Source organism: Pseudomonas sp. AC255 (assembly GCF_979258175.1).
The window spans coordinates 3,721,586-3,744,316 of sequence record NZ_OZ409841.1; the positions used below are offsets into that span (position 1 = coordinate 3,721,586).

General features: G+C 60.1%; 18 protein-coding genes and 1 pseudogene. 8 read left to right on the top strand and 11 right to left on the bottom strand.

Translation table 11 applies throughout. The annotated features are described in order from the left end of the window. Positions 1–172 precede the first annotated feature (172 nt). Positions 173–772: an FMN-dependent NADH-azoreductase gene (locus ACZZ0K_RS16885; RefSeq protein WP_041478822.1), complete on the bottom strand. Its 600-nt coding sequence runs from the start codon at positions 770–772 to the stop codon at positions 173–175. Positions 773–1,003: 231 nt separating this feature from the next. Further along, positions 1,004–1,318, bottom strand: a complete 315-nt coding sequence (locus ACZZ0K_RS16890; protein ID WP_016771198.1) for a hypothetical protein — start codon at positions 1,316–1,318, stop codon at positions 1,004–1,006. 49 nt (positions 1,319–1,367) lie between these two features. On the opposite strand from ACZZ0K_RS16890, the gene ACZZ0K_RS16895 reads away from it, so the two are divergent. From ACZZ0K_RS16895 to ACZZ0K_RS16910, 4 genes are all read left to right on the top strand, one after another. Continuing rightward, positions 1,368–2,291, top strand: a complete 924-nt coding sequence (locus ACZZ0K_RS16895) for a LysR family transcriptional regulator (protein WP_016771199.1) — start codon at positions 1,368–1,370, stop codon at positions 2,289–2,291. 14 nt (positions 2,292–2,305) lie between these two features. Further along, positions 2,306–3,109 carry an alpha/beta fold hydrolase gene (locus ACZZ0K_RS16900; protein WP_353187811.1) on the top strand — a complete coding sequence of 268 codons (804 nt, stop codon included), beginning with the start codon at positions 2,306–2,308 and terminating at the stop codon, positions 3,107–3,109. A gap of 3 nt (positions 3,110–3,112) precedes the next feature. Further along, complete coding sequence (locus tag ACZZ0K_RS16905) at positions 3,113–3,676, top strand: peptidylprolyl isomerase (protein WP_150742416.1); 564 nt, start codon at positions 3,113–3,115, stop codon at positions 3,674–3,676. A gap of 88 nt (positions 3,677–3,764) precedes the next feature. Further along, complete coding sequence (locus tag ACZZ0K_RS16910) at positions 3,765–5,597, top strand: ABC transporter ATP-binding protein (protein ID WP_056783633.1); 1,833 nt, start codon at positions 3,765–3,767, stop codon at positions 5,595–5,597. Between the two features lie 117 nt (positions 5,598–5,714). On the opposite strand, the gene ACZZ0K_RS16915 is transcribed toward ACZZ0K_RS16910, so the two are convergent. Next, complete coding sequence (locus ACZZ0K_RS16915) at positions 5,715–6,839, bottom strand: GNAT family N-acetyltransferase (protein WP_463559221.1); 1,125 nt, start codon at positions 6,837–6,839, stop codon at positions 5,715–5,717. A gap of 280 nt (positions 6,840–7,119) precedes the next feature. Between ACZZ0K_RS16915 and ACZZ0K_RS16920 the strand changes: the two genes are divergently transcribed. Further along, the gene (locus ACZZ0K_RS16920; protein ID WP_041478827.1) at positions 7,120–8,442 is read left to right on the top strand and encodes a putative porin; all 1,323 of its coding nucleotides are present in this window, start codon (positions 7,120–7,122) and stop codon (positions 8,440–8,442) included. 264 nt (positions 8,443–8,706) lie between these two features. Here ACZZ0K_RS16920 and ACZZ0K_RS16925 read toward each other — a convergent pair whose 3' ends face one another. The 5 genes and pseudogenes from ACZZ0K_RS16925 to aceK form a co-directional block, all read right to left on the bottom strand. Further along, entirely contained in the window at positions 8,707–8,946 is a 240-nt protein-coding gene (locus ACZZ0K_RS16925; RefSeq protein ID WP_236167956.1) for an anti-sigma factor family protein, read from the bottom strand. After that, a pseudogene (locus ACZZ0K_RS16930) lies at positions 8,940–9,550 on the bottom strand (RNA polymerase sigma factor). The gene ACZZ0K_RS16925 and the pseudogene ACZZ0K_RS16930 overlap by 7 nt, the downstream one beginning before the upstream one ends. A gap of 135 nt (positions 9,551–9,685) precedes the next feature. Next, on the bottom strand, positions 9,686–10,807 hold the full coding sequence (locus ACZZ0K_RS16935; RefSeq protein ID WP_150636564.1) for a beta-ketoacyl-ACP synthase III: 1,122 nt from the start codon (positions 10,805–10,807) through the stop codon (positions 9,686–9,688). Between the two features lie 453 nt (positions 10,808–11,260). Next, complete coding sequence (gene hrpA / locus ACZZ0K_RS16940; protein WP_463559222.1) at positions 11,261–15,172, bottom strand: ATP-dependent RNA helicase HrpA; 3,912 nt, start codon at positions 15,170–15,172, stop codon at positions 11,261–11,263. Positions 15,173–15,444: 272 nt separating this feature from the next. Continuing rightward, positions 15,445–17,166 (bottom strand): bifunctional isocitrate dehydrogenase kinase/phosphatase, encoded by a 1,722-nt coding sequence (gene aceK / locus ACZZ0K_RS16945; RefSeq protein ID WP_056783617.1) that lies wholly within the window; start codon positions 17,164–17,166, stop codon positions 15,445–15,447. 214 nt (positions 17,167–17,380) lie between these two features. Here aceK and ACZZ0K_RS16950 point away from each other — a divergent pair, with 214 nt between their 5' ends. After that, complete coding sequence (locus ACZZ0K_RS16950) at positions 17,381–18,289, top strand: DMT family transporter (RefSeq protein WP_056783615.1); 909 nt, start codon at positions 17,381–17,383, stop codon at positions 18,287–18,289. A 111-nt stretch (positions 18,290–18,400) separates the two neighbouring features. On the opposite strand, the gene ACZZ0K_RS16955 is transcribed toward ACZZ0K_RS16950, so the two are convergent. Further along, complete coding sequence (locus ACZZ0K_RS16955) at positions 18,401–19,264, bottom strand: DMT family transporter (RefSeq protein ID WP_258707746.1); 864 nt, start codon at positions 19,262–19,264, stop codon at positions 18,401–18,403. 447 nt (positions 19,265–19,711) lie between these two features. On the opposite strand from ACZZ0K_RS16955, the gene ACZZ0K_RS16960 reads away from it, so the two are divergent. Both ACZZ0K_RS16960 and ACZZ0K_RS16965 read left to right on the top strand, forming a co-directional pair. Continuing rightward, on the top strand, positions 19,712–20,248 hold the full coding sequence (locus ACZZ0K_RS16960) for a hypothetical protein (protein WP_056783608.1): 537 nt from the start codon (positions 19,712–19,714) through the stop codon (positions 20,246–20,248). 43 nt (positions 20,249–20,291) lie between these two features. Beyond that, positions 20,292–20,468 carry a hypothetical protein gene (locus ACZZ0K_RS16965; RefSeq protein ID WP_191622380.1) on the top strand — a complete coding sequence of 59 codons (177 nt, stop codon included), beginning with the start codon at positions 20,292–20,294 and terminating at the stop codon, positions 20,466–20,468. 46 nt (positions 20,469–20,514) lie between these two features. Here the strand turns inward: ACZZ0K_RS16965 and ACZZ0K_RS16970 are convergent, their stop codons facing one another. Beyond that, a complete protein-coding gene (locus ACZZ0K_RS16970; protein WP_041478836.1) occupies positions 20,515–21,453 on the bottom strand; it encodes an aspartyl/asparaginyl beta-hydroxylase domain-containing protein in 939 nt (312 codons plus the stop codon). Positions 21,454–21,637: 184 nt separating this feature from the next. After that, positions 21,638–22,612: a cysteine synthase A gene (cysK, locus tag ACZZ0K_RS16975; RefSeq protein ID WP_252885527.1), complete on the bottom strand. Its 975-nt coding sequence runs from the start codon at positions 22,610–22,612 to the stop codon at positions 21,638–21,640. Positions 22,613–22,731 lie beyond the last annotated feature (119 nt).

Consider the following 22,731-nt stretch of genomic DNA (forward strand, 5'->3'; position numbering starts at 1 on the left):
CCCAAAGGCCGCCAAGAAAACCCAGACAAAAAAAGCCCGATCTCGCTAAAGCGTTCAATCGGGCTACAGCACTCAGGAGCAAAAGTGCAAAGGGAGGTTCGATGCGCGTGGAACCTTGAAGGGGTTGCGCCAGGTCACTTAAACAATCGGCGATTATCTGGCGATTAACCGATCAAGCGACCTGAGACAGTTTGGCGTTGGCCTGATTCAGGCCCTTCTCCTGGAAGTCACCGCCCAGGTTCATGCCCTCGGCATGGATAAAAGTCACGTCGTTGATCCCGATGAAACCCATCACCTGCCGCAAGTACGGTTCCTGATGATCCGCCGGGCCACCGGCATACACGCCACCGCGAGCGGTCAGGACAAAGGCGCGCTTGCCGCTGAGCAGACCTTGCGGGCCGGTTTCGGTGTACTTGAAGGTCACCCCCGCACGCAGCACATGGTCAAGCCAGGCCTTGAGCGTGCTCGGGATCGCAAAGTTGTACATCGGTGCAGCCATCACCAGCACGTCGGCGGCGAGCAGCTCATCAGTCAATTGGTTGGAACGGTCCAGCGACGCCTGTTCGCTGTCGTTGCGCTGTTCGGCGGGCTTCATCCAGCCGCCCAGCAAGTTGGCGTCCAGGTGCGGCACCGGGTTCGCGGCGAGGTCACGCACGGTGATCTGATCGGCAGGGTGCGCGGCTTTCCACTGAGCGATGAAGGTCTGGGTCAGTTGACGGGAAACCGAGTCTTGCTGGCGGGCACTGCTTTCGATGATCAGAACGCGGGACATGGTGTGTAGCCTCCATCCGAGAATGTTGTAAGTCGATGGAGTGAAGGTTAAACAGAGTCGAATCGATGAAAAAGCGCAAATATCCGCTGTAATCCATCGATAAATTCGTTTATAAGCTAAACCCATATCCCCGTGGGAGCGAGCCTGCTCGCGAAAGCGGAATGTCAGTCACATCATCTCTGGATGACACTCCGTCTTCGCCAGCAGGCTCGCTCCCACAGGGTAATAGCGTTATTTCGGGGTGCAGGTCAGTTTGATGCGCAGCTTGATGATCTCGCGGGTGAACTTGGCCGTGGCGTTTTTATGCTTGCCCGCCGGCACGTCGATGCTGCGCGTGCGCGGTGCTTCCGGGCCGTTGCTGAACACCGCACGGCAGGTCGCGTCGACATCACCGTAGTTGGCCACGCGGATCGAGCCGATGTCGTTGTCCGTGTCGTAAGTCTCGTAGTCGATCTTCATGCCGTTGAGATCCTTTTGCACATCGATCGGATAGGCAAACGCGGTCAACGGCAGCAGCGCCAGCACCACACAACAGAATTTTTTCATTCGGCAGTCTCCATGAGGGACGGCCAGCTTAGGACAAGAGGAGCTATTGATGAAAGCGCCCCGCGTGACCCTTGATCAATGGCGAACGTTGCAGGCCGTGGTCGACCACGGCGGATTCGCCCAGGCCGCCGAGGCCCTGCACCGTTCGCAATCGTCGGTCAGCTACACCGTCGCCCGCATGCAGGATCAGCTCGGCGTGCCGTTGCTGCGCATCGACGGGCGCAAAGCTGTGCTCACCGAGGCCGGCGGCGTGTTGTTGCGCCGTTCGCGGCAATTGGTCAAACAGGCCAGCCAACTCGAAGACCTCGCCCATCACATGGAGCAAGGCTGGGAAGCGGAAGTGCGGCTGGTGGTGGATGCGGCCTACCCGAGCGCGCGGATCGTCCGCGCGCTGACCGCGTTCATGCCGCAGAGTCGCGGCTGCCGCGTGCGTTTGCGCGAGGAAGTGTTGTCGGGGGTCGAGGAAGTGCTGCTCGAAGGCGTGGCGGACCTGGCGATCACCGGCCTGAGCATTCCGGGCTACCTGGGTGCGGAGTTGAGCGATGTCGAGTTCGTCGCCGTTGCCCACCCTGATCACCCGCTGCATCGGCTCAACCGCGAGCTGAGCTTTCAGGATCTGGAAACCCAGATGCAAGTGGTGATCCGCGACTCCGGCCGCCAGCAGCCGCGCGATGTCGGCTGGCTCGGCGCCGAGCAGCGCTGGACCGTCGGCAGCCTTGCCACCGCCGCGACCTTTGTCAGCAGCGGCCTGGGTTTTGCCTGGCTACCGCGACACATGATCGACCGCGAATTGAAGGATGGTTCGCTCAAGCTGCTACCGTTGGATCGAGGCGGCAGCCGCAATTCGAGCTTTTATCTGTATTCGAACAAGGACAAACCCCTGGGCCCGGCCACGCAGATCCTCATCGAACTGCTGCGCACCTTCGACACCTTGCCGCTGGACGCACCGTTTGCCGCACCTGAACAAGCCTGACACGGAGTTCACCGATGGCGTATTTCGAGCACGAAGGTTGCAACCTGCACTACGAGGAATATGGCCACGGTGCGCCGTTGCTGCTGGTTCACGGGCTCGGCTCGAGCACCCTGGACTGGGAAATGCAGATCCCCGCGCTGGCCGCGCACTACCGGGTAATCGTCCCGGACATTCGCGGCCACGGGCGCTCGGACAAACCCCGCGAGCGCTACAGCATTGCCGGGTTCAGCGCCGACCTGCTGGCCTTGATCGAGCACCTGCGCCTCGGCCCGGTGCACTACGTCGGGCTGTCGATGGGCGGGATGATCGGTTTTCAGCTGGCCGTCGATCAGCCGCAGGTGCTCAAGAGCCTGACCATCGTCAACAGCGCGCCACAAGTCAAATTGCGCACCCGCGACGACTACTGGCAGTGGTTCAAACGCTGGAGCCTGATGCGCCTGCTCAGCCTGGAAACCATCGGCAAAGCCCTCGGCAGCAAACTTTTCCCCAAGCCGGAACAGGCCGATCTGCGACGGAAAATGGCCGAACGCTGGGCAAAAAACGACAAACGTGCTTATCTCGCCAGCTTCGATGCGATCGTGGGCTGGGGCGTTCAGGAACGACTTTCCCGGGTGTCCTGTCCAACGCTCGTCATCAGCGCCGACCGTGATTACACACCGGTGGCGTTAAAGGAAACCTATGTAAAACTGCTGCCGGATGCGCGGCTGGTGGTCATTGACGACTCGCGCCATGCCACCCCGCTCGATCAACCCGAACGCTTCAATCAAACGCTGCTGGATTTTCTCGCCACAGCCGACCTTCACTCTCAGGATCACTGACCCATGCTGAAAAAACTCGCCCTCGCCGCCGGCTCCGTACTGTTTGCCGCCAACCTGATGGCTGCTACCCCGGCCAAGGCGCCCCACGTGCTGCTGGACACCACCAACGGCCAGATCGAAATCGAACTGGACCCGGTCAAGGCACCGATCAGCACGAAGAACTTCCTTGAATACGTCGACAGCGGTTTCTACAACAACACCATTTTCCACCGCGTGATCCCGGGCTTCATGGCTCAGGGCGGCGGCTTCACCCAGCAGATGCAACAGAAGGACACCAAGGCGCCGATCAAGAACGAAGCCAGCAATGGCCTGCACAACGTTCGCGGCACCCTGTCGATGGCGCGTACTTCCAACCCTGATTCGGCGACCAGCCAGTTCTTCATCAACGTTGCCGACAACGCATTCCTCGATCCGGGCCGTGACGCCGGTTACGCGGTGTTCGCCAAAGTGGTCAAGGGCATGGACGTCGTAGACGTCATCGTCAACTCGCAGACCACCACCAAACAAGGCATGCAAAACGTGCCTGTCGACCCTGTGATCATCAAGTCGGCCAAGCGCATCGACTGAGTTTCGCCGGGCATATCGAGCGGCGCCGGGCTGAGCCTGCGCCGCTCGCACTGATAAAAGGAGAGCCCGGATTCCGGGCGGTTATCTGATGCTCTATCGCCGTTTCGAACAACTTATCGATATCTTCCGCGACGCCCCGACGGCGTCCCCGCCGGACCGCGTCTGGCCCTTCTACGTCTATTACCTGAAGCAGGTCTGGCCGAGTTTCGCTGCCCTGCTTGTTATCGGCCTGTTTGCCTCATTGATTGAGGTTGCGCTGTTCAGTTACCTGAGCCGCATCATCGATCTGGCGCAAGGCACGCCCAACCCGAATTTCTTCAGCGACCACGCCCTCGAATTGACCTGGATGCTGGTGGTCGCTCTGGTGCTGCGACCGATCTTCTTTGCTCTGCACGACCTGCTGGTGCATCAGACCCTTAGCCCCGGCATGACCAGCATGATCCGCTGGCAGAACCACAGTTACGTGCTCAAGCAGAGCCTGAATTTCTTCCAGAACGACTTCGCCGGGCGCATCGCCCAGCGCATCATGCAGACCGGCAACTCGCTGCGCGATTCCGCCGTGCAAGCGGTGGACGCGCTGTGGCACGTGGTGATCTATGCGATCAGCTCGCTGGTGCTGTTCGCCGAGGCCGACTGGCGCCTGATGATCCCTTTGCTGACCTGGATCGTCGCCTACATCGGCGCGCTGTATTACTTCGTGCCGCGCGTGAAAGAGCGTTCGGTGGAAGCCTCTGACGCGCGCTCGAAATTGATGGGCCGTATCGTCGACGGCTACACCAACATCGCCACGCTGAAACTGTTCGCTCACACCAACTTCGAACAGCACTACGCCAAGGAAGCGATCGAGGAACAGACCGTCAAAGCGCAGATGGCCGGTCGCGTGGTGACCAGCATGGACGTGGCGATTACCACCATGAACGGCCTGCTGATCGTCGGCACCACGGCGCTGGCATTGTGGCTGTGGACGCAGTCGCTGATCACCGTCGGCGCGATTGCCCTGGCCACCGGCCTGGTGATTCGCATCGTCAACATGTCCGGCTGGATCATGTGGGTGGTCACCGGCATTTTCGAAAACATCGGCATGGTCCAGGACGGTCTGCGCACCATTTCGCAACCGGTCAGCGTCACCGACCGCGAGCAGGCCAAACCGCTGGCCGTGGCCTCGGGCGAAGTGCGTTTCGAGCACGTGGATTTTCACTACGGCAAGAAGAAAGGCATCATCGGCGACCTCAATCTGACGATAAAACCGGGGGAGAAAATCGGCTTGATCGGCCCGTCCGGCGCCGGCAAATCAACCTTGGTCAACCTGTTGCTGCGCCTGTACGACGTCGAGGGCGGGCGCATCCTGATCGATGGGCAGAACATTGCCGAAGTCGGCCAGGAAAGCCTGCGTGCGCGGATCGGCATGATCACTCAGGACACCTCGCTGTTGCACCGCTCGATCCGCGACAACTTGCTTTACGGCAAACCCGACGCCACCGACGCCGAACTGTGGGAGGCGGTGCACAAGGCTCGCGCCGATGAGTTCATTCCACTGCTGTCCGACGCTGAAGGCCGCACCGGTTTCGACGCGCATGTCGGCGAGCGCGGGGTGAAGCTCTCGGGCGGTCAGCGCCAGCGCATCGCGATTGCGCGGGTACTGCTCAAGGACGCGCCGATCCTGATCATGGACGAAGCCACCTCAGCACTGGATTCGGAAGTCGAAGCGGCGATTCAGGAAAGCCTCGAGACCTTGATGCAGGGCAAAACCGTGATCGCCATCGCCCACCGTCTCTCGACCATCGCGCGCATGGATCGCCTCGTGGTGCTGGAAAACGGCAAGATCGCCGAGAGCGGCACCCACGCCGAACTGCTCGCCCATCGCGGCTTGTATGCGCGCTTGTGGGCACACCAGACCGGAGGCTTTGTCGGCATCGATTGATCGCGCGATATGATCGTTCCCACGCTCCGCGTGGGAACGCCTCAAGGGACGCTCCGCGTCCAGTGACGCGGAGCGTCACGGCCTGCATTCCCACGCAGAGCGTGGGAACGATCATGGTCAGGTTTGGCGATAGGGCAACGCCGTTCTCGCCTCTTCGGCATACGCCAGAACCCCGGCGCGCTCTTGCTGGAGGAAATCCTTCACCGCCGCTTTCAGCCCCGGATGGCGCAGGTAATGCCAGGAATGGGTGATCACCGGTTCGAAGCCGCGAATCAACTTGTGCTCGCCCTGCGCCCCGGCATCGAAACGCTGGATGCCATGGGCAATCGCGTAATCCATGCCCTGATAAAAACACGTCTCGAAATGCAGCCGATCAAACTCGGCCAGGCAGCCCCAATAACGCCCGTAGAAACTGTCGCCACCGACCAGGCTGAACGCCATCGCCACCGGCCGTGAGCCCTGTTTGGCCAAGACCACGCGAATCGCTTCGGGCATACGTTCGGCCAGCAGGCTGAAGAACTCCCGCGTCAGATACGGCGCCTGACGCCGCACCGCATAAGTGTTGGCATAGCAGGCGTACACGAAATCCCACTGCGCCTCGCCCAGCTCTCGCCCCTCCAGCCACTCGAACTCGAAGCCCTGCGCCGCCACCTGCTCGCGTTCCTTGCGCATCTGCTTGCGCTTGCGCGAACTGAGGGCGTCGAGAAAATCCTGAAAGTCGCGGTAACCACGGTTCTGCCAGTGATATTGACAGCCGATGCGCTGCAGCCAGCCCGGTTGCTCGGCCATCGCCGCATCGGTAAACGGATCAGTGAAATTGATGTGCGCGCTGGACAGTTCTTCGATCTGCAGATAGCCCGGCAGGCTTTTCAGCAGTTCGAAACCGTCCTCGACCTTCGCCGCCAGCAAGCGCGGACCGCTGACCGGGCTGAAGGGCACAGCAGTCAGGAGTTTGGGGTAGTAATCGATGCCGGCACGCGCGCAGGCATCGGCCCAGCCGTGATCGAAGACGTACTCGCCGTAGGAATGCCACTTGCGATAACTGGGCAGTGCGGCGATCAGTCGATCATCTTCGATGTGCAGTAAATGTTCGGGCTGCCAGCCCGAATGCGGGCCGACACTGCCGCTGTCTTCCAGCGCACTGAGAAAGGCGTGGCGCAGGAACGGCTGGTTGTCCGGCACCAGCGCATCCCAGCTTGCCGGGGCGATTTCTGACAGGTCTTGCAGGCGTTGCAACGGCATTCACTGGCACTCCACAGCTTGGCGACAAAGCCCGGCGAGTATCGCTGATCGCGACCCCGTTGCACACGCTCAATCGGCCGACAGCGCTCTAACTCGATAGTTCACGCCTGATACGCATCGTCATCAACCTGCCATCACTGTGCCACCGCTCTGTCATAAACCATCGCGATACTGGCGCCTGTTTTTAGAGCGCCGGGTTCTAACCCGGACACAGTTTTCCGGCCTTCAGCCGGTTGTGCCCAGGATGGTTCAGCCATCCCCTTCATCTTCGGAGATTGCTATGCGTCTTGCTTCCACGAAAACTGCAGCGGCCCTGTGCGGCGGCTTGTTGCTGGCCATGAGCGTTCCGGCCAGTGCTGCAGTCGACGCCAAACTGCTCGACATGCTCAAGGCCAACGGGTCGATTTCCCAAGCGCAGTACATCGAGCTGCAAACAGAACTAGCCAAGGACCAGAAGGCTCAGCAAATCGCCCAACAGGCGCAGCAGGAAACCAACGAACAAGTGGCGGCGGTCGCGAAGAAGACCAACGAACAGAGCCTGTTCGACCAGAAACTGGCCTGGGCGGCCAAGACCCAGTTCAAGGGCGACGTACGTATCCGCCAGGAAACCATCAAGATCGACGGCGAGCCGAACAACGGCGGCCGCGACAAGGATCGCCAGCGCATCCGTGCGCGTCTGGGCGCCTACACCGAGATCAACCCGCAAGTCGACACCGGCATCCGCATCGCCACCGGCGGCGGTGACGATGCTCGTTCGACCAACCAGGATCAGGACAACTACTTCGACAAGAAGCAGATCTGGCTCGACCTCGGCTACATCGACTATCACCCTGATCAGATCAAGAACCTGCACGTGATCGGCGGCAAGATGCTGCAACCGTGGGTGAGCATGGGCGACGTGATCTGGGACAGCGACATCAACCCGGAAGGTCTGGCTGTGACTTACAAATACCCACTGGGCGGCAGCGCCGAACTGTTCGGCAGCCTGGGTAACTACAACCTCAAGGACAACGTTGACGGCGACGGCGTGCAATTCCGCCACGACCTGCGCCTGACCGCTGGCCAGTTGGGCAGCCGCTTCAACATCACCGACAACCTGAAAATGACCGTCGGCGGCAGCGTCTACGCCTACCAGAACGACGAAGATAGCCGCTGCACCGGCACCTCGACGCCGTGCGCCCTGGCGGTCAACGGCAACTCGGCGAACAACGAATTCCGTCTGTATGAAGGGTTCAGCCAGATCGACATCGGCGGCCTGCCAATGCCGCTGTCGTTCTACGGCCAATACGTGAAGAATAACGATGCCGTGACCGATCAGGACACCGCATGGTTGCTCGGTGCCAAGTCGAAAGTCTTCGGCTTCAACCTCGACTACAACTATCGCGACGTGCAGCGCAATGCCGTGGTCGGCGCCTTCACCGACTCCGACTTCGCCAACGGCACCACCGGTTCGCGCGGGCACAAGTTCAAGGTCGGTTACGACATTGACAAAAACTTCGCCGTCGGCGCCACGTACTTCCTGACCAAGGCCGACTTCGCCAGCCGCAGCCAGCGCGATGCAGACGCCAACACCCTGCAACTGGATGCTGAAGCGAAGTTCTAAAACGGCAGCTGCAAGCTACAAGCTACAAGCTACAAGCCAAGAGCTGCGAGTGAATGCCTTTACTTGCAGCTTGAGGCTTGAAGCTTGAAGCTGCCTCACTCCGGAGCGGGCGGGACGATCCCCATCATCCGTTCGTTTCACCCGCACCGGGTTATTTCTGCAGGATGCAAAAACCCCTGTAGGAGCTGCCGAAGGCTGCGATCTTTTGATCTTGATACTGAAAACAAGATCAAAAGATCGCAGCCTCGTTTCACTCGACAGCTCCTACAGGGGGTTGTCTTTTCGTCGTTGCTCGGCCAGGCGTTCGGCCAAGGCATCGACGTTCTCGTCCGGTTTGTCCGGCATCGCCTTCAGGGTTGCCTGCATCACGCGCATCTGCCGCATGAAGCGCCGGCAGTTGGGGCAGAACAACAGGTGATGACGCACCATCAGCGTCTCGCGAAAGCTCAGTTGGCCGTCGAGATAATCGCTGGATCGTGCCACTTGCTCCTTGCAGGTCAACATTCTCCTGTCTCCTCAAAATGTTCCACGGTCGCAAAGACCTTCAAGCGTGCCCGGTGCAGCAGCACGCGGACATTGGAGAGCGAGATCTCCAGAAGATTACAGATATCTTCCAGCTCCAGGCCCTGGCGTTCGCGCAACAGCAGGACACTGCTCTGCAACTCGGACAGACTCAGCAAGGTGTGCTCGAGGCATTCGCGCAGTTCGTTTTCGGTGAGTAGCGCTTCGGGGGTGTCCTGGTGCCAGGCGAACGGCGCGACCAGCCAGTGGCCATCGCTGGAAGAGAAGCGATCGTCACCGATGGTGCCGTGGGGCGATGGCAGGTCGTCGAGCAGGACTTCCCGGCGATTGAGCTTGTAGCGATTCTTCGCCGAATTGGCGGTGATGGTCAGCAACCAGGTCTTGAGGCTGGAACGGCCTTCGAAGCTGGCCAGATGACGCACCACCGACAGCCAGGCATCCTGCACCACTTCCTCGACATGACGCTGGCCGACAATCGCGTAAGCCACAGCGCGCATGGCGCTCTGATACGTGGTGACCAGTTCCTTGAAAGCCTTTTGCTCCCCGCCAGCAGGCGCGTGAGCAGTTGGGTGTCGTCAGCCGCCATCCATCAATCCCCTTGTCCGGACTTCGAAAATGAACGCGGCAGGTGTGCACCTGCCGCGACGTCCGAAAAATTACAGCGTTTCAATCGCTTCGGATGTAGGAAAGATCGACGCGATTAAGGGGAAATTAACCTGTTTCAGCGCTTGCGCAGCAACACGCTACCGATCGAGTAACCGGCACCGAACGAACTGAGCACTGCCAGCGAACCCGAGGCCAGATCATCCTGATATTTGTGGAAAGCGATGACAGAACCAGCCGAGCTGGTGTTGGCGTAGCTGTCGAGAATCACCGGAGCTTCTTCTTCGGTAGCTTCGCGGCCGAGCAGCTTGCGCACGATCAAGTGGTTCATACTCAGGTTGGCCTGGTGCAGCCAGAAACGCTTCACGTCGCCAACGTTGAGCTGGTTCTCTTCCAGGTGCTCGCCAATCAGCTCGGCGACCATCGGGCAGACATCCTTGAACACCTTGCGGCCTTCCTGCACGAACAGCTTGTCGCGGGAACCGATGCCCTCTTCTGCCGCGCGGTTGAGGAAGCCGAAGTTGTTGCGGATGTTGTTGGAGAACTTGGTCAGCAATTTGGTGCTGACCACGTCGAACTGGTACGGGGAGGTCGCCAGATCCGCGCGCTCGATGATCACCGCAGTCGCGGCATCGCCGAAGATGAAATGGCTGTCGCGATCACGGAAGTTCAGGTGCCCGGTGCAGACCTCCGGGTTGACCATCAGGATCGCCCGCGCCTGGCCCAGTTGCACGCTGTTGGCGGCGGCCTGGATGCCGAAGGTGGCGGAAGAACACGCCACGTTCATGTCGAAACCAAAACCTTCGATGCCCAACGCTTCCTGGACTTCGATGGCGATGGCCGGGTAAGCGCGTTGCAGGTTGGAGCAGGCGACGATCACGCCGTCGATGTCGGCTGCGGTTTTGCCGGCTCGCTGCAAGGCTTGCTCGGCTGCGCCAACGGCCATCTGGCAGAGCACCGACCATTCGTCGTTGGAGCGCTCGGGCAGACGCGGGGCCATGCGTTGCGGATCGAGGATGCCGTCCTTGTCCATGACAAAGCGGCTCTTGATGCCCGAGGCTTTTTCGATGAACGCAGCGCTGGATTCGGTCAGGGCCTGGACTTCACCGCTGGCAATGGCCTCGGCGTTATCGGCGTTGAACTGGGCGACATAGGTATTGAAAGACTGCACCAGCTCTTCGTTGGAGATGCTGTTGGCCGGTGTGTACAGGCCGGTGCCGCTGATGACGACATTATGCATGGTCGTTTCTCTAATCTGTTCAGGCAGAAAGTGCTGGAACCGTCGTACCAACACGCAAAGGGTCTATTCCCATCCGGGGGACGCAAACCTGGCATCGTTTTATTCCGCAGCGCGACACCGCCGAAGGCTCTGGGTCGCGAAACGGCGGGTTATGGTGGCGAAGTTTGCCATAAACCCGAGGTTTTGGCGCCTTTCTCCTGCTCAACTCGATCCCTGCAGGAGCTGCCGAAGGCTGCGATCTTTTGATGATCGTTCCCGCGCTCCGCGTGGGAATGCAGCCCGTGACGCTCCGCGTCACTGGACGCGTAGCGTCCCCAGAGGCATTCCCACGCAGAGCATGGGAACGATCGATGAACCGAGGTTGCAGGTTTTGGGGCGGCTTCGCCACCCAACGGGGATAAATCCCCTCGCCACAAAGACCGCTTCCACAGGGGGATTGTGTATGGCTGCAGGTCAGGGCTCGACTTGGCTCCACTGTTTGCTCAGGCGCTTGTCGGAGATCGGCACTTTCGTCCCCAACTGTTGCGCGAACAACGACACGCGGTATTCCTCCAGCCACCAGCGGTACAACTCCAGCTGCGGATCACGCTTGCCTTCCTGCGCATGCTTGGCCGCGCGGGTCTGGTATTGCGCCCACAGGCCAGCGAGTTCGCCACTCCAGACGCGATCCTTCTGCACCTGCGCACCGAGCTTCTCGAAACGCTGCTCGACCGCTTTCAGGTAACGCGGTAACTCTTTGAGCCACTGCATCGGCGTCTCGCGGACGAAACACGGATAGACCAGATTGCCGATCTGCTGCTTGATGTCGTTCAATGCCACCGCTTGCGCCAGATCGATCTTGCCCTTGAAGCGTTTTTGCAGACCGTGCCAGATCTTGAGGATTTCCAGCGTCAGCCGCGCGACACGCTCGGCGTGCTCGGTCCAGTTGCCGCGTTTGCGTTCGGCCAATGCCGCCAATCCGGCGCCATCGCGGGGCAACGGGTCTTCACCTTCGAGAATGCAGCTGTCGAGGCTGGCCAGCAGAATGTCTTCGACCAGCGCATCGACGCGGCCCAGTTCGCGATACAGCAAGCCCAGTTCAGTCTGCCCCGGCAACTTGCCCCGGAGGAATTTCGCCGGCTCGGCCAGTTGCTGCATCAACAAACGCTGCAAGGCCCGACGATGCTGGAACTCGGCTTCGGCCGGGGTCGAGAAGCGCCCTTCCTTGACCGCGCCGCCCTCTTCCACCAGCGCCGGGTACACCGTCATCGACAGCCCGGCGATCTTCTGCTGGGTCTTTTCCGCCACCGGGGCAAAGACTTTTGCCTCGACCGGTTGCTGACTTTTCGCACTCTGCGGCACCGCCAGCGCGGCCTGGCTGGCTTCGGCGAAGCGTGCGGTCAGCTCAGCCAGATCGCGGCCTTCGCCAAGGAACTTGCCCTCGCCATCGACAATTTCCAGGTTCATGCGCAGATGGCTTTCAACCTGCTGCGCCGCTTCCGCCCACGCCTCATCACTGACCCGCACGCCGGTCATGCGCAGCAGCTCGCGACCGAGCGCTTGCGGCAGCGAACCTCCGGCGAAAGTCATGCGCTGCAACGCGGCCTTGATGAAGTCCGGCACTGGCACGAAGTTCTTGCGCAGGGCTTTCGGCAGGTTGCGCACCAGAGCAATGCACTTGGCCTCAATCAGCCCCGGCACCAGCCATTCCAGACGCTCCGGCGGCAACATCGGCAGCAACGGCGCCGGCACGCGCAAGGTCACGCCGTCGCGCGGGTGATTGGGTTCGAAATGGTAGGTCAGCGCCAGTTCCAGATCGCCGATGTGCAGGGTGTCCGGGTAATCACGGGCGGTGACTTCACTGGCCTCGCGGGCCAGCACGTCTTCTTCGCGCATGATCAGCAGCTGCGGGTCTTTCTGGCTGTTGACCTTGTACCAACTGTCGAAGGTCGCGGTCTGGTGGATCTCCGCCGGCAGACGTGCATCGTAGAAGGCGTACAAGGTTTCTTCGTCGGCGAGAATGTCGCGACGGCGAGCCTTGGCTTCCAGTTCGTCGAGCTGTTCGAGCAGTTTCTGATTGGCGCTCAGGCACTTGGCCCGCGACTGAATCTCGCCGCGCACCAGGCCTTCGCGGATAAACAGCTCACGCGACACCACCGGATCGACCGGGCCGTAATGCACCGGGCGGCGACCGACCACGATCAGGCCGAACAGGGTGATCTGCTCATAGGCTACGACCTGCCCGCGCTTCTTCTCCCAATGCGGCTCGAAATGGTTTTTCTTGATCAGGTGCCCGGCCAGCGGTTCGATCCAGTCGGCATCGATCTTGGCGACCATGCGCGCGTAGAGTTTGGTGGTTTCGACCAGCTCAGCAGTCATCAGCCACTGCGGACGCTTCTTGCCGATGCCCGACGACGGATGAATCCAGAAGCGCCGTTGCCGCGCGCCGAGGTAATCGCCGTCTTCGGTTTTCTGGCCGATCTGGCTGAGCAAGCCGACCAGCACCGCTTTGTGCAGCTTCGGATAATCCGCCGGCTCTTTGTTCAGGCTCAGCTGCATGTCGCGGCAGATCAGGCTCAACTGACGGTGAGAATCACGCCACTCGCGCAAGCGCAGGTAATTGAGGAAATTCTTCCGGCACCAGTTGCGCAGCGGATTGGCGGTCAGCGCCTGACGTTGCTCTTCGAAACCACGCCACAGATTGACCAGCCCGGCGAAGTCCGAATCCGGGTCCTTCCATTGTGCATGGGCCTGATCCGCCGCTTGCTGACGCTCCGGTGGACGTTCGCGCGGGTCCTGAATCGACATGGCGCTGGCGACGATCAGCACTTCCTGCAAGCTGCCGAGCCTGGCCGCTTCCAGGAGCATGCGGCCCATGCGCGGGTCGACCGGCAAGCGCGCCAACTGGCGACCGAGCGGGGTCAGCTGGCTGTTGCGATCTACTGCCGAAAGCTCTTGCAGCAGGTTGAAACCGTCGCTGATCGCCTTGCCGTCCGGCGGTTCGATAAACGGGAACGCGGTGATTTCGCCGAGGCGCAGATGGAGCATCTGCAAAATTACGGCGGCGAGGTTGGTGCGCAGAATTTCCGGATCGGTAAATTCCGGGCGGCCGAGGAAATCCTCTTCGCTGTACAAACGCACGCAGATACCCGGCTCAACCCGCCCGCAACGACCTTTACGCTGATTGGCGCTGGCCTGGGAAATCGCTTCGATCGGCAAGCGCTGCACCTTGGCCCGATAGCTGTAGCGACTGATGCGCGCGGTGCCGCTGTCGATCACATAGCGAATGCCCGGTACGGTCAACGAGGTTTCGGCGACGTTGGTCGCCAGCACTACACGACGGCCCGGGTGCGACTGGAAGATGCGCTGCTGTTCAGCCGGCGACAGGCGCGCGTACAGCGGCAGGATTTCAGTGTGCTTGAGCTGGGCCTTGCGCAACATGTCGGCGGCGTCGCGAATCTCGCGCTCGCCGGGCAGGAACACCAGCACATCCCCCGGACTGCGCCGTTCGCTGCGCTCATACGCGGCGATTTCGTCGAGGGTGGCGAGAATCGCCTGATCGACGGTCAGGTCATCCTCGACCCGGTTGCCCTCTTCGTCCTGCTCCAGGGTCAGCGGCCGATACCAGGTTTCCACCGGGAAAGTACGACCCGACACTTCGACGATCGGCGCGTCATCGAAGTGCTTGGAGAAGCGCTCCAGATCGATGGTCGCCGACGTGATGATGACCTTCAGGTCGGGACGGCGTGGCAGCAGGGTTTTCAGGTAACCGAGGAGGAAATCGATGTTGAGGCTGCGTTCGTGGGCTTCGTCGACGATGATCGTGTCGTAGCGTTCGAGGTAGCGGTCGTTCTGGGTTTCCGCCAGCAGAATGCCGTCGGTCATCAGCTTGATCAGGGTGTTGGCATCGCTCTGATCCTCGAAGCGCACCTGATAGCCGACCAGCGCTCCAAGCGGCGTGCCGAGTTCTTCGGCGACGCGACTGGCGACACTGCGCGCGGCGATCCGACGCGGCTGGGTATGGCCGATCAGACCGTGCTGGCCGCGACCGATTTCCAGGCAGATTTTCGGCAACTGGGTGGTTTTGCCCGAACCGGTTTCGCCAGCGATGATCAGCACCTGGTGTTGCTCCAGGGCCTTTTTGATTTCGTCGCGCTTGGCCGCGATCGGCAAACTGTCGTCGTAACGAATCACCGGCAGGCTCGCGCGACGCGCCAGTACCTGATCACAGGACGCCTGCATGCGCGTCACCCACTGGGCCAGTTTGGCCTCGTCGGGTTTCTTGCGCAGCTCAAGCAACTGCCGCCGCAGCCGGTGACGGTCGGCGAGCATAGCGTGATCGAGGTTTTTCAGCAGTTTGTCGATGGAGGGCGATTCGTCGGTCATCGGGTAGGCAATTCGGTCGTCTATTTATGCAGGGGCGGATTGTCGCAGATTTGGGGGGTTGTGGCGTGTCAGGGGAATTGCGACCCTCACCCTAGCCCTCTCCCAAAGGGAGAGGGGACCGATTGGGGGATGCTTCAAAGGTACATCGACCTGAAAGAGCTTTGCCGAATCCATAATCGCCGAGCTCTTTCAGGTCGGCGTTTGACCCAAGACACCTCGGTCAGCTCCCTCTCCCTCTGGGAGAGGGCTGGGGTGAGGGGCTTTTAAAAGAGCTACTCGTTGTCGAGGCCCTTGCGCCGGTATGGGAAGACGTCGATGACCTTCCCCGCCCGAATCGCCTCCTGCAAGCCCTTCCAGTAATCGGCGTTGTACAACTCGCCATGCAACTGATCGAACAGCTTGCGCTGTCCGGCATCGGCAAACAGGAACGGCGGAAACTCTTCGGGAAAAACGTCCAGCGGGCCGATGGAGTACCACGGCTCAGAGGCCATTTCATCCTCCGGCGTGCGCGGTGCCGGGATGTGGCGGAAGTTGGCTTCGGTCAGGAAGCAGATTTCGTCGTAGTCGTAGAACACCACCCGGCCGTGTCGAGTGACGCCGAAGTTCTTCAGCAGCATATCCCCGGGAAAAATATTCGCCGCCGCCAGCTGCTTGATCGCCAGGCCGTAATCCTCAAGCGCTTCACGTACCTGGGCGTCGTTGGCATTTTCCAGATACAGGTTGAGCGGCGTCATCCGGCGTTCGGTCCAGCAGTGGCGGATCAGCACGGTTTCGCCTTCGACCGAAACCGTCGACGGCGCCACCTCTAGCAATTCCTCCAGACACGCCGGATCGAACTTGCTCAGCGGAAAGCGAAAATCGGCAAACTCCTGGGTATCGGCCATACGCCCGACCCGATCGACGCTTTTCACCAGCCGATACTTTTCGATCACCGTGGCGCGATCGACGTTCTTCGACGGTGAGAAACGGTCCTTGATGATTTTGAACACGGTGTTGAAACCCGGCAAAGTGAACACGCTCATGACCATGCCGCGCACGCCAGGGGCCATGATGAACTGATCGTCAGTGTTGGCCAGATGATTGATCAGCGCGCGGTAAAACTCCGATTTGCCGTGCTTGTAGAAGCCGATCGAGGTGTACAGCTCGGCGATGTGCTTGCCCGGCAGGATGCGCCGCAGAAATCCGATGAACTCCGCCGGCACCGGGACATCGACCATGAAATACGAACGGGTGAAAGAGAAGATGATCGACACATCGGCTTCGTCGGTGATCAACGCATCGATCTGAATGCCCCGACCTTCGCGGTGCAACAACGGAATCACCAGCGGCCATTGCTCGTCGCGGGTGTAGATGCGCCCGACCAGATACGCGCCCTTGTTGCGGTAAAGCACCGAGGAAAACAGCTCGACGCTTAGCTCCGGGTCCTTGCACACCCAGTCCGGCAGGTTCTCGCGCAATTGCGCTTCGAGCCGCAGCAAGTCGCCGGGCAAATCAGCGTAATCCTCGCTGAAGCGGTAATCGGCGAAGATGCTGGCGAGCATCCCGGACAACTGGCCCTGCGGCTTGTACGTACGGGTTTGCGCGGCGCGGGCACGGCGCAGGCTTGGGCGCGTGGTGTGGATGAACATGCAGCCGTCGCTGATCAGGTCGTGGCTGAACAGCCCGCAGAAAATCGAGTTGTACCAGGTTTCGGACAGCTCATCGTCGAAGCGCAGGTCGATGACACTGATATAGGCGCTTTTCACCAGCGGCCAGCAGCTGACGTTCATCAGGGTCTCTTCGTCGAAATACTCGCGCAGGCGAGCGACGGTTTCGCCAACCTTTTCCTCATACAGACTGATCCGCGCCGCCGACGCGGCCTGCGCCTCCTGCCAGCGCGCCTGTTCGAAGCGCTCCCGCGCGCCATCGGTGATGCGGCGGAAATGCTCGCGGTAATCGTCGAAGCCGGCGAGGATCATCCGGGCGATCTCGGTGGCTGGCCATTGCTGCGACATAAATGAAACCTCGGCGGGAATTCGGTTGGTCTGAGCTTAGTCACGGAAACGCCCGCAGGAAAAGCGCAATTTCTGCCAAAACCGATACGGGGCTGACCGTTGACGGGGTTTCTCGCGCAGGTAAATCCCGGGGCAGAATTAAAAGCCCGAATAGCGGTTGCCATGATCCGGACGCTCGGCAACACTCTCGTCCCGATCAAGCAAGGAGCCCGCCGTGAGCCCTGTCGATATTTTCCGCATGTTGTCGCTGGCCGCTATCTGGGGCGCGAGTTTTCTGTTCATGCGCATTATTGCCCCGGTGATCGGCACGATCCCGACCGGGTTCTTTCGCGTGTCGATCGCGGCTGCCGGGCTGCTGGTGATCCTTGGGCTGATGCGCATCAGTTGGGACTTCAAGGGCAAGCTGAAAACCGTGATGCTGCTTGGCGTGATCAACTCGGGGATTCCGGCGACGCTGTATTCGGTTGCCGCCCAGGTATTGCCGGCCGGCTATTCGGCGATCTTCAATGCAACCACGCCGCTGATGGGCGTGTTGATTGGCGGTTTGTTCTTCAGCGAGAAACTGACGATCGCCAAGCTGGGCGGTGTGTTCCTCGGCCTGTTCGGCGTCGGCGTGCTGACACGCGCCGGTCCCGTGGCCTTCGACCTGCAACTGCTGATGGGCGCGGTCGCGTGCCTGCTGGCGACCACTTGTTATGGCTTTGCCGGTTTCCTCGCGCGGCGCTGGCTGGATCAGGCCGGTGGGCTGGACAGCCGTTTGTCGGCATTGGGCAGCATGCTCGGGGCGACGTTGTTTTTGCTGCCGCTGTTCGCCTACAGCGTGATCACTGCGCCGCCGGTCAGTTGGGGTGGCTGGCATGTCTGGCTGTCGCTGCTCGGCCTGGGCCTGGGTTGCACGGCGTTTGCCTACATCATCTATTTCCGCCTGCTCAGCTCGATCGGCCCGGTAAAATCGATGACCGTGACCTTCATGATCCCGCCGTTCGGCGTGTTGTGGGGGGCGTTGTTGCTGGATGAGCCGTTGTCGATGGCGCACATTTATGGCGGGGTGCTGATTGCGGCGGCGTTGTGGCTGGTGTTGAAGCCGGCGGTGGTGAGGCCTGCAAAGGTGTCAGTCCGTTAGATTTTCTGCCGCAGATATTCGCGAGCAGGCTCGCTCCCACAAGAGAACACAGTCTAATGTGGGAGCGAGCCTGCTCGCGAAGGCGATGGATCAACCACCGCATGTTTTCTGCTAACTGCTTTTTCGGAACACAAACACCAACCCGACAATAATCAGCAGCATCCCCAGCACACTCAACGCCGCCAGCCGATTACCGAAAATCAGGTAATCCATCACTGCCGTCACCGCCGGCACCAGATAGAACAGGCTGGTGACATTCACCAGATTGCCCCGCGCGATCAGTCGATACAGCAACAGCGTCGCCAGCACCGACACCACCAGGCCCATCCATAACACCGGGACAATAAAGCCTGCGCTGTGCTCGAAGTGAAACGGCTGGAACGGTACGAACACCGCGCACAGCAACAGGCCGGCCAGGTACTGCACTGGCAGCGTACCGAGCGGATTGTCGGTGATGCGTTTTTGCATGATCGAGCCGAGCGTCATGCTCGCCAGCGCCAGCAAACCGAACAACATGCCTGCCCAGGACATTCCGGCCAGACCGATCCCTTGATAAACCACCATGATCAGCCCGGCCAGGCCCAGCGCCAGGCCGAACAGGCGGCTCGCCGAACGCTGGCGCTCCATCAGCACCACGGTGAGAATCGGCTGAACGCCCATCAGAGTGGCCATCACCCCCGGCGTGACTTTGCAGTCCAGCGCCAGCAGATAAAAGATCTGATAGGCGCCCAACAGCACCACGCCGGTGGCGATCGCGAACAGCATCGGTTTGCCACCCTTGGGCAGCTTCAATTTCAGCAGCGGCGCCAGCAAGACCAGCCCGCACAGGGCGATGGCAAAGCGAATCAGCAGAAAGGCAAAGGGCGAAGCATGGGCCAGGCCCCATTTGGAGAAAATCGCCCCGCTGCTCCACAGCAGAACGAACAGGCTCGTGGACGTCGCCGCGAGCGCGGATTGTTTCGAAAGGACAAACATGAATACCACCTGTAGTCAGGCAAGAAGCCAACTCAGCCGAAGCTGAAATTCAGTAGGTTTTTCTGGCGGGCGCGGGGTTCAGCAGAAACTGCCGATCAGCCCCGAACACCAACGCCCGGCGGCGAAACGACTGCGCACACCGGCGTGCTACTGACAGGTGGAGGGTAATGACTGATCTGCACAGACTGCCGATTCCCGCACGGCACGACGCCAGCGTTGACCGCTGAATCGACTACCGCGTTGATGAGGGAGGCAGGCATGGATGCTGATCTTTATTGGAGAAATGAAAGCGCGAGCACAGCGGCTCGGGCGGGCTGACTATAACCAGCCCGGGACACAGATTGCAATGACTTGGGCGAAGGGCCGGTAGCGACAGTCTGGCGCCGGGTGGTTAGGGTTATTGGCGTGGCAACGGATTGTCAGGAGACATGGAATGCAAGAGATCATATGCCAAGGAAACGGACGTATTTGCGGTATCAGGTTTATCGGTCGGAGGCGAGGAAGCGGGCGGCAGTTACATTTGCGAAGCTACACAGCGAACTCGAGGCGCGCGCAATTGTTGACGTTGATTATTCCAAGGTTCGCTTCGAGGCTATTGATGCGTCCGCCATGAAAGCTTATGAGCAATGGCTCGATCCGCATTTCTGCTGGGAGGAAATTGTCCGATGGAAAGCCAAAGAACCAATGAGCTTCGATCTGGCAATCTGGTTTGATCGTGAACTGTGCGGACTTTGTTTCGCCAATCCGAACCAAAGCCGACTGAGAGTCAAGATTGTGCGTCTTGAGGGGCACCCAAACGAACACCCGCTCAAGGGCCGCATAGCGACCTTCGCCCTGACTGCCGTCACTCATTTCGCACGTATCATCGGCAGCCAGCAAATCGAAATTCAGGAGCCTCTTTCGGGAGCTATACCTCTATACCGTCAACTGGGTTTCGAATTCGACTCTGAGGGCCGTCTTGTGAAGCGTATTGACCAAGTCTAGTATCTGAGCACCTGCTCATTTAGTGATCAACGTGGGAGATCCCATGAAAGCTGTCGTTGAAAAGAAAGCATCAAACTTCAAATCCAGAAAGATGGAGAAAAAGCAGCCATCTGTTGAATTATCTGAAACCGAGATGCATCGCATCAGGAATGCACTGGTCAATCCAGCCGTTGAAGAGCCAAGCGGCGCATTAGCCGGGTCGTCCTTTTCCTTCCGCTAATGAAAAACCGCTCCCAAAGAGCGGTTTTCTATTGTCTGATCCAGCCTCAACCAAACAACCAGTACCCCAGCAACGTCAGCACCAGCACCGCCAGCACCGGGCGCATTACCCTGTAGGCCTTGGGATGGCGGCGCTTCCACTGCTTGACCACGCCGCTGAAACGGTCGCTGAAGTTCTTGCTCCAGGCATAAGCCTGGTTGATGCCGCCAACGCGCTCGTCATCGAGATTCTGCGGCGCGGTGGCGCGGCCGAGCCAGCCGCTGATGAAGCGGTTGATCCGGGTCATCAGGCGGTTGCTCAGCGGACGTTCGATGTCACAGAACAGAATCACTCGAGTCTGAGCGGTTTCATTCTTGACCCAGTGCACGTAGGTCTCGTCGAACATCACGTCATCGCCGTCGCGCCAGGCATAGACCTGACCGTCGACGAAGATCCGGCAATCATCGGAGTTGGGCGTCGACAAACCGAGGTGATAGCGCAGCGAGCCGGCGAACGGATCGCGGTGCGGGTTGAGGTGACTGCCGCCCGGCAGCAGCGCAAACATCGCGCCCTTGACGTTGGGAATGGCGCTGACCAGCGCCACGGTTTTCGGGCACAGGGCTTCGGCCGATGGCAACGGTTTGTCGTACCACTTCAGATAGAAACGCTTCCAGCCTTTCTTGAAAAACGAACCGAAACCGGCATCGTTATTCTTTTCGGCAGCGCGAATGTAGCCTTCGTCGAACAGGTGCATGGCTTCGTCGCGGATGGTTTCCCAGTTGTCGCGCAGAACATCCAGTTCCGGAAACTTGCTGCGATCCAGATACGGTCTGGATGGCACTGCGGAGAACAGGTACATCAAAGCGTTGTAGGGCGCGAACAGCGCGGAGTGGTTGACGAACTGGCGCAATACCGGCAAACGCGCCTTGCCGCGCAAATGCACATAGAGCGTGCTGCCCAGAAACAGCAACAGCACAAACGCCTTGGCGGCAAACGAAACGGTCATCAACAACTCCTTGAATAAAGACAACGCTGCGCAATGCCCTTTACCCGGCATGGCAGCCGGCCATGATAAACACTACCGGCTCCGGGAAAAACCCGCCTGACACAAGATTCAGTGTTAAGCATTACGCAACAAAGCCTTTATTAACATGCAGCACCTGAACCTCGGCTGACCTGAATCAACCGGATTACTGCTGGTTCTCCTGCTCGGTAAACAGGTCACTGAACAGCATGCTCGACAGGTAACGCTCACCCGAATCCGGCAGCACCACGACGATGGTTTTACCCTGCATCTCTGGTTTCTCCGCCAGACGCACCGCCACCGCCATGGCAGCACCGCAGGAGATGCCGCACAAAATCCCCTCTTCCTGCATCAGGCGCAGAGCCATGGCCTTGGATTCTTCATCGGTCACCTGTTCGACACGATCGACCATCGACAGATCAAGGTTCTTCGGCACAAAACCGGCGCCAATGCCCTGAATCTTGTGCGGGCTCGGCTTGATCTCGGCGCCGGCCAACGCCTGCGTAATCACCGGCGAAGAAGCGGGCTCGACAGCCACGGACAGAATCGGTTTACCGGCGGTGTTCTTGATATACCGCGAGACACCAGTAATGGTTCCGCCGGTACCTACGCCAGCCACCAGCACATCCACGGCGCCGTCGGTGTCGTTCCAGATTTCCGGGCCGGTGGTCTTTTCGTGAATCGCCGGGTTGGCCGGATTATCGAATTGCGCCGGCATGAAATATTTATCGGTATCGCTGGCGACGATTTCCGCAGCTTTCTCGATGGCGCCTTTCATGCCCTTGGCCGGCTCGGTCAACACCAGTTCCGCGCCCAAGGCTTTAAGAACCTTGCGGCGCTCGATGCTCATCGATGCCGGCATGGTCAGCATCAACTTGTAGCCCCGCGCAGCGGCGACAAAGGCCAGACCGATACCGGTGTTACCGGAAGTCGGCTCGACAATGGTCATGCCCGGCTTGAGTTTGCCGTTGCCTTCGGCGTCCCAGATCATGTTGGCGCCGATTCGGCATTTGACCGAGTAACCGGGATTGCGCCCCTCGATCTTGGCCAGAATCGTAACCCCGCGCGGCGCGATGCGGTTGATCTGGACCAGCGGCGTATTACCGATGGAGTGGGCGTTGTCAGCGTAAATACGGCTCATGGCTGGGTCCTTATGCAGCGTTGAATTCAGCCTTCCAAGGTAAGCCCGTTGCCGATCACAGTCCAGTCGGGTCGAACGTCTGCAAACGCGCGGAGTCAATCGCATTGAATCGTCAAGCC

Excerpts from the sequence above, each read along its gene's own strand:
- ACZZ0K_RS16965 (WP_191622380.1), top strand. The coding sequence starts at position 20,292 with ATGAAAGCTGTCGTTGAAAAGAAAGCATCAAACTTCAAATCCAGAAAG.
- ACZZ0K_RS16895 (WP_016771199.1), top strand. The coding sequence starts at position 1,368 with ATGAAAGCGCCCCGCGTGACCCTTGATCAATGGCGAACGTTGCAGGCC.
- ACZZ0K_RS16920 (WP_041478827.1), top strand. The coding sequence starts at position 7,120 with ATGCGTCTTGCTTCCACGAAAACTGCAGCGGCCCTGTGCGGCGGCTTG.
- ACZZ0K_RS16890 (WP_016771198.1), bottom strand. The coding sequence starts at position 1,318 with ATGAAAAAATTCTGTTGTGTGGTGCTGGCGCTGCTGCCGTTGACCGCG.
- ACZZ0K_RS16905 (WP_150742416.1), top strand. The coding sequence starts at position 3,113 with ATGCTGAAAAAACTCGCCCTCGCCGCCGGCTCCGTACTGTTTGCCGCC.
- ACZZ0K_RS16970 (WP_041478836.1), bottom strand. The coding sequence starts at position 21,453 with ATGACCGTTTCGTTTGCCGCCAAGGCGTTTGTGCTGTTGCTGTTTCTG.
- cysK (WP_252885527.1), bottom strand. The coding sequence starts at position 22,612 with ATGAGCCGTATTTACGCTGACAACGCCCACTCCATCGGTAATACGCCG.
- ACZZ0K_RS16885 (WP_041478822.1), bottom strand. The coding sequence starts at position 772 with ATGTCCCGCGTTCTGATCATCGAAAGCAGTGCCCGCCAGCAAGACTCG.
- aceK (WP_056783617.1), bottom strand. The coding sequence starts at position 17,166 with ATGTCGCAGCAATGGCCAGCCACCGAGATCGCCCGGATGATCCTCGCC.
- ACZZ0K_RS16955 (WP_258707746.1), bottom strand. The coding sequence starts at position 19,264 with ATGTTTGTCCTTTCGAAACAATCCGCGCTCGCGGCGACGTCCACGAGC.
- ACZZ0K_RS16910 (WP_056783633.1), top strand. The coding sequence starts at position 3,765 with ATGCTCTATCGCCGTTTCGAACAACTTATCGATATCTTCCGCGACGCC.
- ACZZ0K_RS16960 (WP_056783608.1), top strand. The coding sequence starts at position 19,712 with ATGCCAAGGAAACGGACGTATTTGCGGTATCAGGTTTATCGGTCGGAG.
- ACZZ0K_RS16900 (WP_353187811.1), top strand. The coding sequence starts at position 2,306 with ATGGCGTATTTCGAGCACGAAGGTTGCAACCTGCACTACGAGGAATAT.
- ACZZ0K_RS16935 (WP_150636564.1), bottom strand. The coding sequence starts at position 10,807 with ATGCATAATGTCGTCATCAGCGGCACCGGCCTGTACACACCGGCCAAC.
- ACZZ0K_RS16925 (WP_236167956.1), bottom strand. The coding sequence starts at position 8,946 with ATGTTGACCTGCAAGGAGCAAGTGGCACGATCCAGCGATTATCTCGAC.
- hrpA (WP_463559222.1), bottom strand. The coding sequence starts at position 15,172 with ATGACCGACGAATCGCCCTCCATCGACAAACTGCTGAAAAACCTCGAT.
- ACZZ0K_RS16915 (WP_463559221.1), bottom strand. The coding sequence starts at position 6,839 with ATGCCGTTGCAACGCCTGCAAGACCTGTCAGAAATCGCCCCGGCAAGC.